The sequence below is a fragment of the Myxococcus sp. CA056 genome, from assembly GCF_013336715.1.
GTDB lineage: Bacteria > Myxococcota > Myxococcia > Myxococcales > Myxococcaceae > Myxococcus > Myxococcus llanfairpwllgwyngyllgogerychwyrndrobwllllantysiliogogogochensis.
The window spans coordinates 103,616-117,798 of the sequence record NZ_JABUMT010000022.1; the positions used below are offsets into that span (position 1 = coordinate 103,616).

General features: G+C 70.8%; 12 protein-coding genes. 6 read left to right on the forward strand and 6 right to left on the reverse strand.

Annotated elements, in window-relative coordinates; translation table 11 throughout:
* Positions 1–73 precede the first annotated feature (73 nt).
* The 3 genes from radC to HUA76_RS42835 are packed head-to-tail and all read left to right on the forward strand — an operon-like array spanning position 74 to position 3,229.
* Complete coding sequence (gene radC, locus HUA76_RS42825; protein WP_174458598.1) at positions 74–859, forward strand: DNA repair protein RadC; 786 nt, start codon at positions 74–76, stop codon at positions 857–859.
* The gene (locus HUA76_RS42830; RefSeq protein ID WP_141648994.1) at positions 859–1,104 is read left to right on the forward strand and encodes a DUF3006 domain-containing protein; all 246 of its coding nucleotides are present in this window, start codon (positions 859–861) and stop codon (positions 1,102–1,104) included. Before radC ends, HUA76_RS42830 begins: the two co-directional genes overlap by 1 nt.
* A gap of 40 nt (positions 1,105–1,144) precedes the next feature.
* Positions 1,145–3,229, forward strand: coding sequence for an ATP-dependent DNA helicase RecQ (locus HUA76_RS42835; protein WP_174464188.1), 2,085 nt, complete (start codon positions 1,145–1,147; stop codon positions 3,227–3,229).
* Between the two features lie 45 nt (positions 3,230–3,274).
* On the opposite strand, the gene HUA76_RS42840 is transcribed toward HUA76_RS42835, so the two are convergent.
* Positions 3,275–3,610, reverse strand: coding sequence for a hypothetical protein (locus HUA76_RS42840; RefSeq protein ID WP_141648995.1), 336 nt, complete (start codon positions 3,608–3,610; stop codon positions 3,275–3,277).
* A gap of 52 nt (positions 3,611–3,662) precedes the next feature.
* Positions 3,663–7,499 carry a tetratricopeptide repeat protein gene (locus tag HUA76_RS42845; RefSeq protein ID WP_174464189.1) on the reverse strand — a complete coding sequence of 1,279 codons (3,837 nt, stop codon included), beginning with the start codon at positions 7,497–7,499 and terminating at the stop codon, positions 3,663–3,665.
* Positions 7,500–7,591: 92 nt separating this feature from the next.
* On the opposite strand from HUA76_RS42845, the gene HUA76_RS42850 reads away from it, so the two are divergent.
* Positions 7,592–8,020 carry a hypothetical protein gene (locus HUA76_RS42850; RefSeq protein WP_174458533.1) on the forward strand — a complete coding sequence of 143 codons (429 nt, stop codon included), beginning with the start codon at positions 7,592–7,594 and terminating at the stop codon, positions 8,018–8,020.
* 474 nt (positions 8,021–8,494) lie between these two features.
* On the opposite strand, the gene HUA76_RS42855 is transcribed toward HUA76_RS42850, so the two are convergent.
* Positions 8,495–9,418 carry an SDR family oxidoreductase gene (locus HUA76_RS42855; protein WP_174458532.1) on the reverse strand — a complete coding sequence of 308 codons (924 nt, stop codon included), beginning with the start codon at positions 9,416–9,418 and terminating at the stop codon, positions 8,495–8,497.
* Between the two features lie 40 nt (positions 9,419–9,458).
* Positions 9,459–10,313 carry a lysophospholipid acyltransferase family protein gene (locus tag HUA76_RS42860; RefSeq protein ID WP_141647253.1) on the reverse strand — a complete coding sequence of 285 codons (855 nt, stop codon included), beginning with the start codon at positions 10,311–10,313 and terminating at the stop codon, positions 9,459–9,461.
* Positions 10,314–10,402: 89 nt separating this feature from the next.
* Here HUA76_RS42860 and HUA76_RS42865 point away from each other — a divergent pair, with 89 nt between their 5' ends.
* On the forward strand, positions 10,403–11,716 hold the full coding sequence (locus tag HUA76_RS42865; protein ID WP_174464190.1) for a DUF2252 family protein: 1,314 nt from the start codon (positions 10,403–10,405) through the stop codon (positions 11,714–11,716).
* Between the two features lie 79 nt (positions 11,717–11,795).
* Positions 11,796–12,503, forward strand: coding sequence for a triacylglycerol lipase (locus tag HUA76_RS42870; RefSeq protein ID WP_254614859.1), 708 nt, complete (start codon positions 11,796–11,798; stop codon positions 12,501–12,503).
* Between the two features lie 3 nt (positions 12,504–12,506).
* On the opposite strand, the gene HUA76_RS42875 is transcribed toward HUA76_RS42870, so the two are convergent.
* A complete protein-coding gene (locus HUA76_RS42875; protein WP_174464191.1) occupies positions 12,507–13,445 on the reverse strand; it encodes a polysaccharide deacetylase family protein in 939 nt (312 codons plus the stop codon).
* Positions 13,446–13,464: 19 nt separating this feature from the next.
* Positions 13,465–14,175, reverse strand: a complete 711-nt coding sequence (locus HUA76_RS42880) for a glycosyltransferase family 2 protein (RefSeq protein WP_141647250.1) — start codon at positions 14,173–14,175, stop codon at positions 13,465–13,467.
* Positions 14,176–14,183 lie beyond the last annotated feature (8 nt).

Here is a 14,183-nt window from a genome sequence, read left to right on the forward strand (position 1 = left end):
GGCCCACCGCGCCCCAGGTAGCGACAGCGGGCACATGCCTTGCTCAAGCACCGCGCCGGGGAAGGTGGGCGGGATGGAGTGGAGCATGGGCGGGGCGTGGACGGGGAGCGGTGAAGTGGTGGGCGAGGAGTCGGTGGGGGCGCTCGCGCCCGGGGGCATGGAGCAGTCCCGGGAGCGGCTCTTCCGGTTGGGGGCACAGGCTCTCACCGACTCGGAGCTTCTGTGCGTCACGTGGGGTCTGGCACCGCGCTCGCGAGGCGGGCTGGAGGCGGCAGGGGCGCTGCTGAAGCGATGCGGAGGACTCAAGGCGCTCCTGCAGGCGGAGCCTGTGGAACTCCGCGGAGTGCCGGGCCTGGGGCCTCGGAGGGCCGCGCAGGTGCTCGCGGCGCTGGAGCTGGGCCGTCGCGCCCAGCGTTCACCGGAGCGGCGGCCCAAGCTGCGCACGCCCCGGGAGATTCACGCGTACCTCACGCCCGCGCTGGGCGCGCTGCGGCGGGAGGTCTTCCACGTGCTGTGCTTCAACGCGCGCAACGTGCTGGTGCATGACGCGCGGGTGGCGGAGGGCACGCTGAACACGTGCCCGGTGGACCCCCGGGAGGTGTTCGCCGCGGCGCTCGTCTCCCGTGCGACGGCCATCGTCCTGGCGCACAACCACCCTTCGGGGGACCCGGAGCCCAGCGTCCAGGACGTGGGGCTGACGCGGCACCTCGTCGCGGGGGCGAAGCTGCTCAACCTCAAGGTGCTGGACCACCTGGTGGTGGGAGACGGGGCCTTCGTGTCGATGCTGGAGCGGGGACTGCTCCCGGACGGGGAGTGGGAGTCGAAACGGGAATGGAACGTGGCGGGAGGAGATGGGTGATGGCGGGGTGCCTTGTGGGGATGGTGCAGGTGGAGCTGCTGGAGGACACGCGGGCACAGGTGGTGCGACTGGAGACCGGGCGGGCCTGCACGGTGGAGCGCGTGGAGCTGCCAGCGGACGCCCGTGAAGGGGACGTGGTGGTGGATGGGCGACGGGAGCCGGACGCGACAGCGCTGCGCGTGCTGGAGGTGGCGCTGAGGAGGGCCCGCCTGGCTGTCCCCGTGCCGCCGGGGCTCGAGCTGTGAGGGGCGGCGAGGCGCCGTTTCCGTTGACGGCCGGGCCAGGATGGTGAACATGCGAGCGATGCCGTTGGCCCTGCCCTACTTCGAGGAAGCTCAGCAGGGCCTGGTGCGCCACTTCGGACTGACGCAGTTTCGTCCCGGGCAGGCGGAGGTCATCTCCACCGTGCTGAGCGGGCGCAACACCGTGGTGGTGATGCCCACGGGCGCGGGCAAGAGCCTGTGCTACCAGCTCCCGGCCACGCTGCTGCCGGGGCTGACGCTGGTGGTGTCGCCGCTCATCGCGCTGATGAAGGACCAGGTGGAGCAGCTCACCGCGCGCGGCATCAGCGCCACGTTCATCAACTCCTCGCTGTCGGACCTGGAGCGGGCGGAGCGGATGCGCCGGCTGCGCGCGGGCGAGTACAAGCTCTTGTACGTGGCGCCCGAGCGCTTCCGGAGCGCGAGCTTCGTCCAGACGGTCCTCGACGTGGGCGTGGACCTGCTCGCCGTGGATGAGGCGCACTGCATCTCCCAGTGGGGGCACGACTTCCGGCCGGAGTACGCGCAGCTCGGCCAGGTGCGCAAGAAGCTGCGCCCACCGCGCACCGTGGCGCTCACTGCGACGGCGACGCCGGAAGTGCGCGCGGACATCGTCCGGGTGCTGCTGATGAAGGAGCCCCGCGAGTTCGCCATGGGGTTCGACCGGCCCAACCTGTTCCTGGGCAAGCAGGAAGTCGGCGGAGACACGGACCGTCACGAGGCCTGCGCGCGGCTGGCGGCGCTGGGAGGCAGCGGCATCATCTACTGCTCCACGCGCCGCGCGGCGGACGGCATCTTCGCGGAGCTGCATGGCCGGGGCCTGAAGGCGGTGCTGTACCACGCGGGCATGGAGGACGACGCGCGGAGGCGGGCGCAGGACACCTTCATGTCCACGAAGGACGCGGTGGCGGTGGCCACCAATGCGTTCGGCATGGGCATCGACAAGTCGGACATCCGCTTCGTCGCGCACGCCAACATCCCCAGGGCGGTGGAGGCGTACTACCAGGAGATCGGCCGAGCGGGCCGGGACGGCGGCGACGCGCGCGCGGTGCTGCTGTTCAACCACTCGGACGTGTACACCCAGGAGCGGCTCATCCAGGGCAGCCACCCGTCGGAGACGGTGCTCGCGGACGTGTGGGGCGTGCTCCAGTCGGTGGAGGAGTTCGAGCGGGGCGTGCACGTGCTGGCGGGGATGGTGAACGCCAGTGAGTTCGAGGTCTCCGCGGCGCTGCGCATCTTCGAGCGTGCCGGGAAGCTGGAGCGCGGGGGACGGGGTGAGGGAGAGCACGGGCTGACGCTGACGGAGAAGGCCCAGGCGGCGCACCCGCATGCGGCGGACGCGCAGCGGCTGTTGAAGTCCCTGCTGGAGACGTTTCCCCTCGGGCGGCTGGTCACCACGGAGCTGACCATCCTCGCGCGGCGCGTCGGTCTGTCGGTGGACGAGGCGCGCCACGCGCTGGGTCTGCTGGAGAAGTCGGGCGTGGTGAATGTGCGGCGGCCCTTCTCCGGTCGCTCCATCCGAGCGCTGGCGCGGCTGCCCTTCCGCGAACTGGGCATGGACCTGAGCCACGTCCGGGAGCAGGAGCGGCAGAACCTCCAGCTCCTGCGGCGGATGACGGACTACGCCTACGCGGACCGGGAGCAGCGCTGCCGGCGGCGCGCCGTCCTCCACTACTTCGGTCAGCAGGACGTGGAGGCCTCCTGCGGCAACTGCGACGTGTGCACACCCGCGAAGATGCCCGTGCTGCTCTCGAGCGGGCCGACCGCGTCCCGAGGCCGCACGTCGGCCTCGGCGCAACCGGTGCTGAACTACAGCGAGCTGGCCTCCACGGAGCTTCGTCGCTGGCGCAAGGAGCTGTCGAAGGACCTGGGCGTCGCGCCCTTCATCATCTTCAACGACGCCACGCTGCTCGGGCTGGCGGCGACGCTTCCCATCGACCGGGAGGCCTTCCTCACGGTGAAGGGCACGGGAGAGAGTCGCTGGGAGCGCTTCGGCCCCAAGGTCGTCGAAATCTGCCTGATGGCGCGCGCCGCGGGGCATGAGCCCCAGGCAGCCCCCCTGGCGGCGCCACGCAAGCCGCGCGTCCGGCGGGCCCTGGGTACGAACTGACGAAGAGCCCCGCGGCCGGTGCCCCCGTCTTCGCGACGGAAGAGGCTACGGGCCGTTGCCTCCGCCTCGGCGCATCCCTCGGGCGATGAGGTAGCGCAGGCTGCCCATGACGGTGCCGACCACCAGGGCGAGCAGGAAGATGACCGCCACTGTGGTGAGTCCGAAGATGAGGCGCACCCCGTACTCGGGAATGCGGCCGTTGAAGAAGGCCGTACGCAGCGGCTCCATGGCGCCGACCAGCTCCAGCGCACGCGCCGGCAGCGAGTCCAACGACAGTGACAGGCGCTGGAGGAACTTCGAGGGGAACAGGCGCAAGGCGCCCTCCACCACGACGCCCACCAGCAGGTAGAGCGCCGACAGCAGGAAGGCGTTGCCCCACATGATGCGCAGCAGCGGGGACTCGGGCCCGGGGCCAGAGGGAGGGTGGCGCACGCTAGCGAGCCGCTTTCTTCTTGAGGGACGGCAGCGCCTTCTTTACGCGCCCCGCCTCCTCGCTGCCACCCGCCAGCCGGAGAAAGGCTTCGTAGGACTCCACCGCCCGATTCAGCTCCGCCGACTCGCGCACCAGCACATCCGCCAGGGCCAGGTACGCGGGGCCGTCCGTGGGCTCCAGCTCCACGGCCTTCAGCAGCGACGCCTTCGCCACGGCCTCCTGCCGCTGCTTCAGGGCCACCAACCCCAGCGCCAGGTGAGAGCGGCTCTGGAACGGCGCCAGCCGCACCGCCTCCTCCGCCGCCGCCCGCGCGTCCTTCAACACGCCGGCCCCCAACAGTACGCGGGCCATGGCGGCCTGGGCGAAGGCCTTGTCCCAGACGGTGGGCGCACGCGAGGCCAGGTCCTCCAGCGTCCGCGCCGCCCCTCGGCCTCCGCCGGGGAGCTGCACGTAGAGTTCGCCCACCCGGCCACAGGTGGCGTCAGACCCCTCGCGCCGAGCCGCCGCGAAGGCCGCGTCCGCGTTGTCCACGTTGCCCTGCCGCAGGAAGGCGTGGGCAATCTCGCAGAAGGTGTCCGGGTCCTTCGGGTCCAGCTTGTTGGCACGCTCCAGGGCGGAGAAGCCACTCTTCGCGTCACCCGAGGCGAACAGGATTGCCGCGCGCAGCCGGTGCGCCTCCGCGTCGTCGGGCGCCAGCTTCGCCGAGCGACCCGCGGCCCCTTCCGCCTCCTTGCGGCGTCCGGCGTGGAAGAGGGCCAGCGCGAAGCCCTTGTGCGCGGCGGCGCTGCCGGGGTTGTCCAGCTGCCAGGCCTCGAACTGCTTGAGGGCCTCCGGAGTACGCCCCATCGCCAGCAGCGTGCGGCCCAGCGCGTCGCGCGACTCGCCGTGCGCGCCGTTGCGCTCCACCGCCTGCGTCAACGGCTTGAGGGCCATGTCTGGCAGGCCGCGAGATAGGAGCAGCCGCCCCAGCGAGCAGGAGGCCTCGTAGTCGCGCGGGTCCTTCTGCGCCTCCTCGAACTGGGCCTGCGCCTTGTCGAAGGCTCGCTCACGCCAGTACACCTGCCCCAGCGCCAGTCGCATGTCGTTGCGCGGGCGCTTGGAGGCGGCCAGCGCCTTCTCGAGCAGCTCGCGGGCCTGGGGCGCGTTGCCCTCCGCCGCATCCGCCAGGGCCAGGAGCGACACCGCCTCCGGAGGGTAGCGCTCGTTCACCCGCGTGCGCGCGAGCTCCGCGCGGGCTCGCTTCCAATCCCCGAGCCGTGCGTACGCAGCGCCTCGCACCAGGGACACCTTGCGGCCACTGTCGGCCTCCAGGCGCGTAAGCACGTCGCGCTCGCGGTCCCTGTCCAGCAGCGTGCGGCCCAACCCCTCACGGGCCTCGTCGCTCTTGGGTTGCAGCTTCAGGGCCGCCTCGTACGCGGCCTGCGCCGCATCCAGCTTCCCCGCGGCGCGACTGGCGGCCCCCAGCGCGAGCTGGAAGTCGAAGGCCAGCGCCCCCTGCGTGCCCTTCCCCAGCAACGTGCGCGCCTCGTCGTGCTTGCCCACGGCGGACAACAGCCGGCCGTGCACCAACTGCTGGCGCGACTTGAGGTCCGCCGGCAGCGCCTTGTCCTCCGCGAGCGGCGCCACATCCGCGAGCGAGGCGTCCAGCTCCTGCTCCAGCGCGAGCCGGGCCTCCGCCTGACCGATGCGCGCCACGGGGTGCTTGGGAGACTTGGTGCGCGCCTTCTCGAACATCTCGATGGCGTGCGGGAAGTCCTCCGACGCCAGGTAGTAGCCGCCCAGCGCCACCAGGGCCCGCACGTTGGCGGGCGAGGTCCGCAGCGCGCGGTCGAACCGCTCCAGCGCCTTCTTCTCGTCCTTCGACGCCAGGAGGATGCTCGCCGCGAGCGCCTGGGCCTCGGTGCTCTCGTCCATCGAGGTGAGCAGCGCGCGACGCGCCGGCTCCCGTCCCCGGTCATCCGCCACGAGGACATTGGTGGTGAGCACCAGTCCCGGCGCGGCCTCCTTCACGCCCGGCTTCTCCAGGGCCTCCAGCGCCTTGAGACGGTCCTCCGGAGACATGCCGTGGTCCGAGAAGAGGAGCGCATGCGTCCAGGCCGTGAGGGCCCAGGCGCGGCTGCTGCCCTCGTCCATCTCCAGGGCGCGCCCCAGTTGCTGCAACGCCCCATCCAGCGAGGCGCGCGTGTCCTGGGTGATGAGGTCCTCGGCCCGGGCCAGCGCCTCGTTCAGCGTCTGGCCACCAGTGGCCGCGCGAATCCGGAGGAAGCCGACGACGATGGTGATGAGCACCATCGCCAGCGCCGTCACTCCGGCGACCTTCACACCGTTGCGCTTGAGGAAGGACGTCTTCGCCGCCTCGCGCACCAGCTTCTGGCGCAGCTCCTTCTCGTAGGCGGCGGTGAGCGCTTCGGTGTCCTGCTTGGGCTGACCCGCCTTGGGTTTCGCGGCGCTCCCAGCGGCATCGGAGGCCTCCGGCAGGTCGTCGAGCAGCGAGCGCTTGGAGCCCGAGCCCCGCGTCGCGGGCTGCGCGCGAGCGACCACGGGATTCTGCGCGGTGGGGTCCGGCGGAGGCAGATCTCCGAGGAGTCCTCCCGAAGCGGCGGGAATCACCGGCTTCGCGGTGGTGAACTCGCTGGAGCGCAGCAGCACGTCGTCGTCGGAGTCGGCGGACGCGGCGGGAATCACCGGCTTCGCGGTGGTGAACTCGCTGGAGCGCAGCAGCACGTCGTCGTCGGAGTCGGCGGACGCGGTCCCCGCCTCACCCTCGCCCGTGGACGTCAGGTCGGCAGAAGCCCCCGCTGTGTCGGAGGCAGTCCCCCGCGCATCCTCGGGCAGGGGCTCGCTGCCCTCCCCCGTCGACGCGCCAGACAAGGGCTCCGAGCCCGACGGCCGAGGAGCGTCATCCTCATCCGACAACGACAGGTCCAGGCTCGGCAGCTCGGAACCGAGCGAGGGCAGCAGCACCGGCACGGGCCGGTCAATCAGCCCCAGGGACGACGACGCCGCGGACGCGGCCGGATGCTCACCCGAGCGGGTGCGAGCGCCCCCGGTGCTCGTCGCTGTGTCCCCGGAAGCTCCAGTGTCAGCAGTGGAGCCGGAGGCACTCACGTCCCCCGCCGAATCCGCGTCGCGCTCGGGAGCGGAGACGTCCTCCGTGCTCGCGCGCCCACCCGCCGCCGCGGCGCTCGCCAGGTCAGCGGCGGCACGGGCGCCCGCGTTCCTCGCGGCCCCGGGACCCGAAGCCGTCGCGGCCTTCGCGGTATCTCCGAGCGCGGCGGCCCGGAGCCTCGCGGCCGCCATCGGAGACGCGGCCACTGGCGCGGGCTCGGCGTCGTCGCCCTCGGCCTTCGCTTCTCCGTCGGACTCCCCTTCCGACGACGACGCGGTCTTCTCCAGCCCCATCAGGTCGGCGAAGACGGGGGCCGGTCCACCGGCCAGCGCCTGCTGGGCCTGCTCCAGCCACAGCTTCACGCGGCCGTCATTGGGTTGCAGTGCCACCGCCTTTCGCAACAGCGGCAGCGCCGAGCGGTACAGCCCGCGCTGGAGCAACACCTCGCCAATCAGGTTGTAGGCGTAGGGGTTGTCCTTCTCGATGGCGATGGCCCTGTCGAACTGCTCCATCGCCTCCGCGGGGCGGCCCAGGTGGATGAGCGCCTTGCCCCAGAGCACGCGTCCCACCGTCGAGGACGGATGGTGGGAGATGCCCTGTTCACACACCTCGATGGCGCGTGCCGCGTCCCCCTTTTCCAGCAGGGCCTTGGCCAGTTCGACGAAGACGGAAGATGTGGGGTCCTGCCGGAGGAGCTGCTCGTAACGCTCCACCATCGACTTGGCCATGTGGGCTTGCGACTCCGGTGCTCGGGCGGGGGAGCGGGACCATACCACCGTGCTCTCGTCCCGGGCGGCCACCGGATGCTACCGTTCCCCCTGTGAATCGCCTGCCTGCCCTGTTTCTCGCGCTCGCCCTGTCGGGATGCGCAACCGTATCCAAGAAATCCGACCTGGAAGAACTCAAGCCCACCGTGGACAAGTTCCACCAGCTCATCCGGTGGAAGGACTTCCGGAGCGCCTCCCGCCTCCTCGTCCCGGAGCGCCGCGCGGCGTTCTCACGCGCCCGCGTCGAGCTCCACGACGAGCGGGACCTCTCCATCACCGACTACGAAATCGAGGAGGTGCGGCTGGCCGAGGACGGGGCGCACGCCACGGTGCAGAGCCGCATCCAGTGGATGCGCCTGCCGTCCGCCTCGGAGAACACCGCCGTCGTCGTCTCGGAGTTCGTCTTCCGGGACGGCGTGTGGCTCCTGGAGCGGCAGGACGCGGGGCCCTTCGTGGACGAGCTGAAGGGCGCGCTGCCCTGAAAAGAAACCGCCCACCGACTCGGGGCCGGCCGAGGCGGTGGGCGCCGGGAACTCCCCAATGGAGCGCCCTACAAGAATCCGCCCATCGGCTCGGGGCCGGCCGAGTCGATGGGCGTCGGGAACTCCCCAATGGAGTGCCCTACAAGAATCCGCCCATCGGCTCGGGGCCGGCCGAGTCGATGGGCGTCGGGAGCTCCCCAATGGAGCGCCCTGACATGTGAGCGGGGCGACGGTGTTGTTCAGGCCCGCGTCGCCGCGCGGTGACGCCGGAACCTAGAGCAATGGCGATGCCACTCCGCGCACCGGGGGTGGCGTGCGGGGCCCTGCATTGGAGATTCAAGGGCTTGCACTCGCGGCCGCCCGACAATGAGGGGGGCAGGCCGTCGGGGTGCTGACACTCCTGTCAGAGGGTCCAGCCTCCGGCGTCGTGCCATGCACGACAACCGTGTCAGGGAACCCTCGGACTTTCCTTCCCTACTCGGCCTGCACCGCGCGGATGGTTTCCCGCATGGAGTAGTGAGGCTTCCAGGCCACGTCCTGCACCCAGCGGCTGCCGTCCACGGCGCACAGGAACTGGATGTGGTCCAGCTCCGGGGGCGGGAAGTTGGCGATGCGGTACTTGAAGAGCATGCCCAACAGGGGCCGGGCCAGGGGGTGCGGGACGGGGATGGGGGAGTTGCCCAGCTCGCGCATCACCGCGGACAGGGGCACCTCGCCGGGGCCGACGATGTTGTAGACGCCCTTGGGCTCCGGGCGGAGGGCCGCCACCATGGCGCGCGCGACGTCCTCCACGTGGATGAGCTGCACCATGGGGTCGAAGCCGGCCAGCATCCACGGGTGGCGCAGGCGCAGGTAGTTGGAGGGCGCGTTCTTGATGGTGGGCCCGACGATGTGGACGGGCCGCAGAATCACCGTCTCGATGTGCGGGTGCTTCCAGAAGAAGCCATGCGCGAGCATGTCCACTTCAATCAAGTCCCGCACGCCGGAGAAGCGGCTGGCCGCCATGAGCGGCGCGTCCTCGGTGAGGAAGTTGGAGTTGTCCGGGCTGGGTCCGTAGACGTTCGCCGAGGACAACACGACGACCTTCTTCACGCCGTACTTCGCGCAGTACTCCAACAGGCGCGTGGTGCCCACGACGTTGAAGGAGTGGTGCTCCTCCTCGCTCATCCGCGGGTCATGCATGATGCCCATGTGGATGACGGCGCGGACCTCGTTCTTGCGGAAGACGTCCTCCGCCTTCTTCTTGCGCAGGTCCAGCTCGTACATCTCCACGTCTTTCGGCCGGCCCACGAAGGGACGCCGGTCGATGCCGATGATGCGCTCGTGCTTGTGGAGGAGCTTGGCGAGGGTGCGGCCGAGGTTGCCGCTGATACCCGTGACGACGACGGCCGGTCTCATGGTGCGAGCCTCATAACACCGTCAGCTGGGGCGCGGGCGCTCACCAGAACACCCCGCGACGCTCCTTGAGTCCCTGGTGAAGCATGGACTGGATGGCCGCCTTCACGGTGCGGACCTTCTTGTCCAGCTCGCTGTCCTCGTCGTCCGGGCGTCCCGTGAAGTGCATCGGGTCGCCGTAGTACAGGCGGTACTTGGTGGGCAGCGGGAAGGGCAGGCCCGTGGGGGTGACGGGGAAGGACGGGAAGCCGAGCAGCTTCGCCACGGGCTTGAGGTCCATGAGCGCGGGGGCCTGTTCCTCGGCGCCGACGACGGCCACGGGGACAATGGGCGTGCGCGTCTCCAGCGCCAGGCGCATGAAGCCCAGGCCGAACTCCTGGAGCTGGTAGCGCTGGGGCCACAGCTTGTTGATGCCGCGCAGCCCTTCCGGGAACACGAGGATGGCCTCGTCGGACTCCAGGAGCCGCCGGCAGTTCTCCGGCGTGCCGACAATCTGGCCCATGCGCGCCATGAAGGTGGAGACGTACGGCAGGGACGGCACCCACTTCTCCACCATGCTGCGCATGGCGCGGGGCGGACTGGCCTCCAGCATCAGGGAGACGCCAATCATGGCGCCGTCCAGGGGGAGCTGGCCGGAGTGGTTGGACACCAGCAGCACGCGGCCGGCGGGGACCTTTTCGATGCCGTAGGTCTCCACGCGGAAGTAGTTGCGGTAGAGCCACAGGAAGGGCGCCACCGCCGACAGGCTGAAGTCGAGGTTGTAGCCGAACGGGTCGACCCCGTACTCGTTCTCAGGCCGAACCAGGGCCTGCATCCGCTCTTTCTGCTCGTCGTTGGCCAGGCGGTCGGTCCATTCGCGCAGGCCCTTCTTCACTCGGTCGCCGAGTCGCTCCAGCATATCCCTGGTTCTTTACACCACCGGCCCCCGTACCGGGAGTGGGGAAACCTTGCCGTGCCCATCCGGGATAACGTGAGGAGCCCACGCCCATGCGAATTCCTCCCCGCCCCGCGGCTTCCTCCCCGAAGGCCGCAGCTCCCGTCTCGGCGCCCGCCAGCAGCGCCAGGGCCTCCGCGTCCACCCTCCGACGCGCGCCCGGGCAGGCGGTGACGTTCAGCCAGGACTTCCATGCGCGGCTGGACCTGCCTCCGGCGCGCCTCGAGGAGAAGCTGGCGTTGATGCGCGAGCGTCCGTCGTCCTTCTTCCGGATGATGCCCGCCCTCTTCCACGCGGACCTGCGAGGCCCCTATTCCGCCGAGGCCCGACTGGTGGACCGCCCCGCGCCCCGAATCCCGGTGGTGGGTGACGCGCACGTGGGAAACCTCGGCAGCTTCCGGGGACCGGAAGGCAAACCGGTGTGGGGACTCAACGACTTCGACCAGGCCGGACGCGGCTCGCCGGAGGTGGACCTGACGCGCATGGCGACCAGCGCCGTGCTCACCGCGCGCGAGGCGGGGCTGTCTCCCAAGGAACAAGAGGTCGTCCTCCGGGCCTTCGCGGACGCATACTTCTCGACACTCGAGTCGCTCGCCGGAGGTGCGGAGAACCCCGGGGCGTTCCTCACCAAGAAGGAGGCCACCGGGGCGGTGGATGACCTCCTCGGTGACGCGAACGACACCTCGCGCGAAGCCCTGGTGAAGAAACATGCCCGGCTGGAGGGCCCTGACGCCGCGAGCTTCCGGACCTCGGACACGCTGAAGTCGGTCTCCCCCGCGAAGCAACGGGAGGTGCGGGCTGCCCTGGCCGACTCCCTGGCCACGCTGACGGGACGGCGGGACATCGCCCTGCCGCCGCGCGTGCTGGACGTGGCCCAGCGGCTGGACGCGGGCGGCAGCAGCTATGGGCTGGAGCGGTACTGGGTGCTGGCGCGCGCGGCGGACCCGAAGGCGCCTCCCGTGCTGCTGGAGCTGAAGGAACTGCTCGCCCCGAGCGTGGAGTCGCCTCCGCTTCCAGCGGACGGAAGCGCGGTGGTGGAGGCGCAGCGCCGGCTCTCCGGCCACGCCAACCCGCTCACCGGTGCCACACGCATGAGAGGGCGGGCCTTCCTGGTGCGCGAGCTGGAGCCGGAGAAGGCGAAGCTGGGAGACGGGGCGCTGACGGGAAAGAAGGACCTGGTCTCGGTCTTCACCCAGGTCGGTCAGGTCCTGGCTCGGGCCCACGGCGCCACGCCCGGGCAGGCGCGCGAGCTGCGGTCCTGGGTGGGCGACGACGCGGCACAGGCCACGGACCGGCTGTCGTCCTTCGCGCGTGCCTATGCCGACCAGGTGCGGGCGGATTGGAGTGCACTGCGTGACGGCACCTGAGCCCCGGTCCGCCACGAGTGGACGAATGCCCCCGTGGCCCCATGCCAGCCAGGGGTGACGTCGCCATGTCTCGCCCCGCATGCGCACGATGCTCGTCCTGCTGGGCCTGGCCTGGCTCTCCTCGGGGTGCGCCGTGACGGCCGCCGCGCTCGCCGCGTCGTCTCCACGGCTGGCGCCCGTGGAGCAGCGCGTGCCCGTACTGCTCGTCCATGGCATTGGCGACAACGCCAGCGCCTTCGACCTGCTGCGCCGCCGGCTGGAGCGCGAGGGCTGGCCCCATGTCCACGCCCTCTCCATGGTCCCCAACAACGGCAGTGAGGGGATTCCCGTGCTGGCCCGGCAGGTGGCCCGCGAGGCCGAGGCCCTGCGCGCACGCACCGGCGCCCGCCGCGTGGACGTGGTGGGCTTCAGCATGGGGGCGCTCGTCACGCGCTACTGGGTGCAGTTGCTCGGAGGGCGTCTGGTGGTGAGGCGCTTCGTCTCTATCTCCGGCCCTCATGCGGGCACGGGCCTGGCGTTCCTGGGACGGGGCAAGGGCGTGGCGCAGATGAGGCCCGGCAGCAGGCTCCTGCGGGCACTCCAGCAGGACCCTCGTCCCTGGGGCAGCACGGAGGTGCACAGCTTCTGGACGCCGTGGGATTTGACCATCCTCCCCGCCTCCAGCTCACGGCTTCCGGGGGCCAGCGAGCGCACCTTTCCCGTGCTGCTCCACCCGTGGATGCTCACCGACCCGCGCGTGCTGGACTCGGTGGTGGACGTGCTCGGCTCGCCCGCCGTGGCCAGGTGACGCTCACAGCGTGGCGGACAGCCGCCCGGCCGCGTCGCGCAGCGTGACGATGTCGCATTCGGACTTCAGCCAGCCGAAGATTTCACGCAGCCGCTCGAGCTTCCGCGTCGCGCTGACGCGCAGGTCCCGCTGCTGTCGGACCAGCTCGCCGGGAATCCCGTCCGTTGCGTCCAGCACGTCCACGCCGTGGAGTTCGAAGTTGAAGAACGCGTCGCGGCGGCAGGAGCGCCACGCACCTCGCAGGGTCCGCAGCGGCAGCGTGGTGGCGAAGGTGCCGATGAACGGGAAGCGCAGGGCGGGCGTCACCGCCATGGGCAGCTCCAGCACCGAGCCTGTGCCCCGTCGATAGGGCCGGGCCGGGTCCGGGCGGTACGGCACGCGGGGCGCGAGCAGCACGCGAGGCGTGTCGAGCACCGAGCGGGACGGGCGCCCCATCAGCGACAGTGCGCCCATCACCGCCGCCTTGGCCGCGTAGTACGGCGTGGCGGGAAACGCGGACGAGCCATACCGGTAGCCCAGCTCGACGGTGGCCGCGTAGAGGTCCGCGTTCAGTGTGTAGCCCGGAGCGCGGAAGCCCTCGGGCCGTGCGCCCGTGGCCGCGAGGATGGCCGCATCGGCGCGCCGCAGGTCCTCCAGGATGGCGGCGGGGCCCCGGCGCGTGAGGGCGTAGTCATGCGCGTGGCTGTGGCTGGCCACCTCGATGCCCGCTTCATGGGCCGCGCGCATACCCGAGGAGGCAATGGTGTCCGCCTCCAGGTCCTCGCCGATGGCGAAGAAGGTGCCCGGCGCGCCGAGCGTGTCGAGCAGCTCGCGGAAGCGAGGCACCGCCACGGCATGGACGAGGGAGCGGGCACGCGCATCCAGCAGCGACTCCGGCAGGCCGTGGATGCGGCAGTAGTGCGGCAGGGAGTCGAGGTCGACGGAGATGGACGCCAGCCTCACGGTGCGCGCCCTCCCCCGCTCACGTGCCGCGAATGCGGATGACGTAGAACAGCTTGCCCACGTTCTTGAGCACGTTGGGCACGCGCTTGAAGAGGTGGATGGACGGCTGGCGCTTCTCGTGGAGCTGGATGGGAATCTCCATCACCCTCAGCCCCTCGCGCCAGGCGCGGATGACGAACTCGCTGGCGAACACGTCCATGTCCACCACGCACTTTTGGATGACCGGGAGGAGCGCCTCGCGGCGGAATGCCTTGAGCCCGTGCGTGTCCGTGCCCTGGAAGCCCAGCGTCACCTTCAGGAGCTTGTTGTGCACCCGGGTGGCCGCGCGGCGGATGAGGGGGCGCTGGTCGCTGGCGCCCTTGGCCGCCTTGGAACCCACGACCATGTCCGCCTCGCCCCGCTCCAGGCGCGGCAGCGCCGCGTCGTAGAAGGTGACGTCACAGAGGTCGATTTCGTCACAGATGACGTAGGTGCCCCGGGCCATGCTGATGCCGGCCTTGAGGGCGACGCCGTAGTTGGGGCGCTCCGAATGGAACCAGCGCAGGCGCGGGTGCTTCGCGCACAGCTCGTCGAGGATGCGCGGCGTGGCGTCCCGGGAGCCGTTCTCCGCGAAGATGATTTCGTAGTCGAGTCCACGCGCATCCAACCCCTGGCGGAGCTCGTCCGCCGCCGAGGTGATGATGGACTCCTCGTTGTAGACAGGGATGACGACGGACAGGTGCGGTGCCATGGAATCAG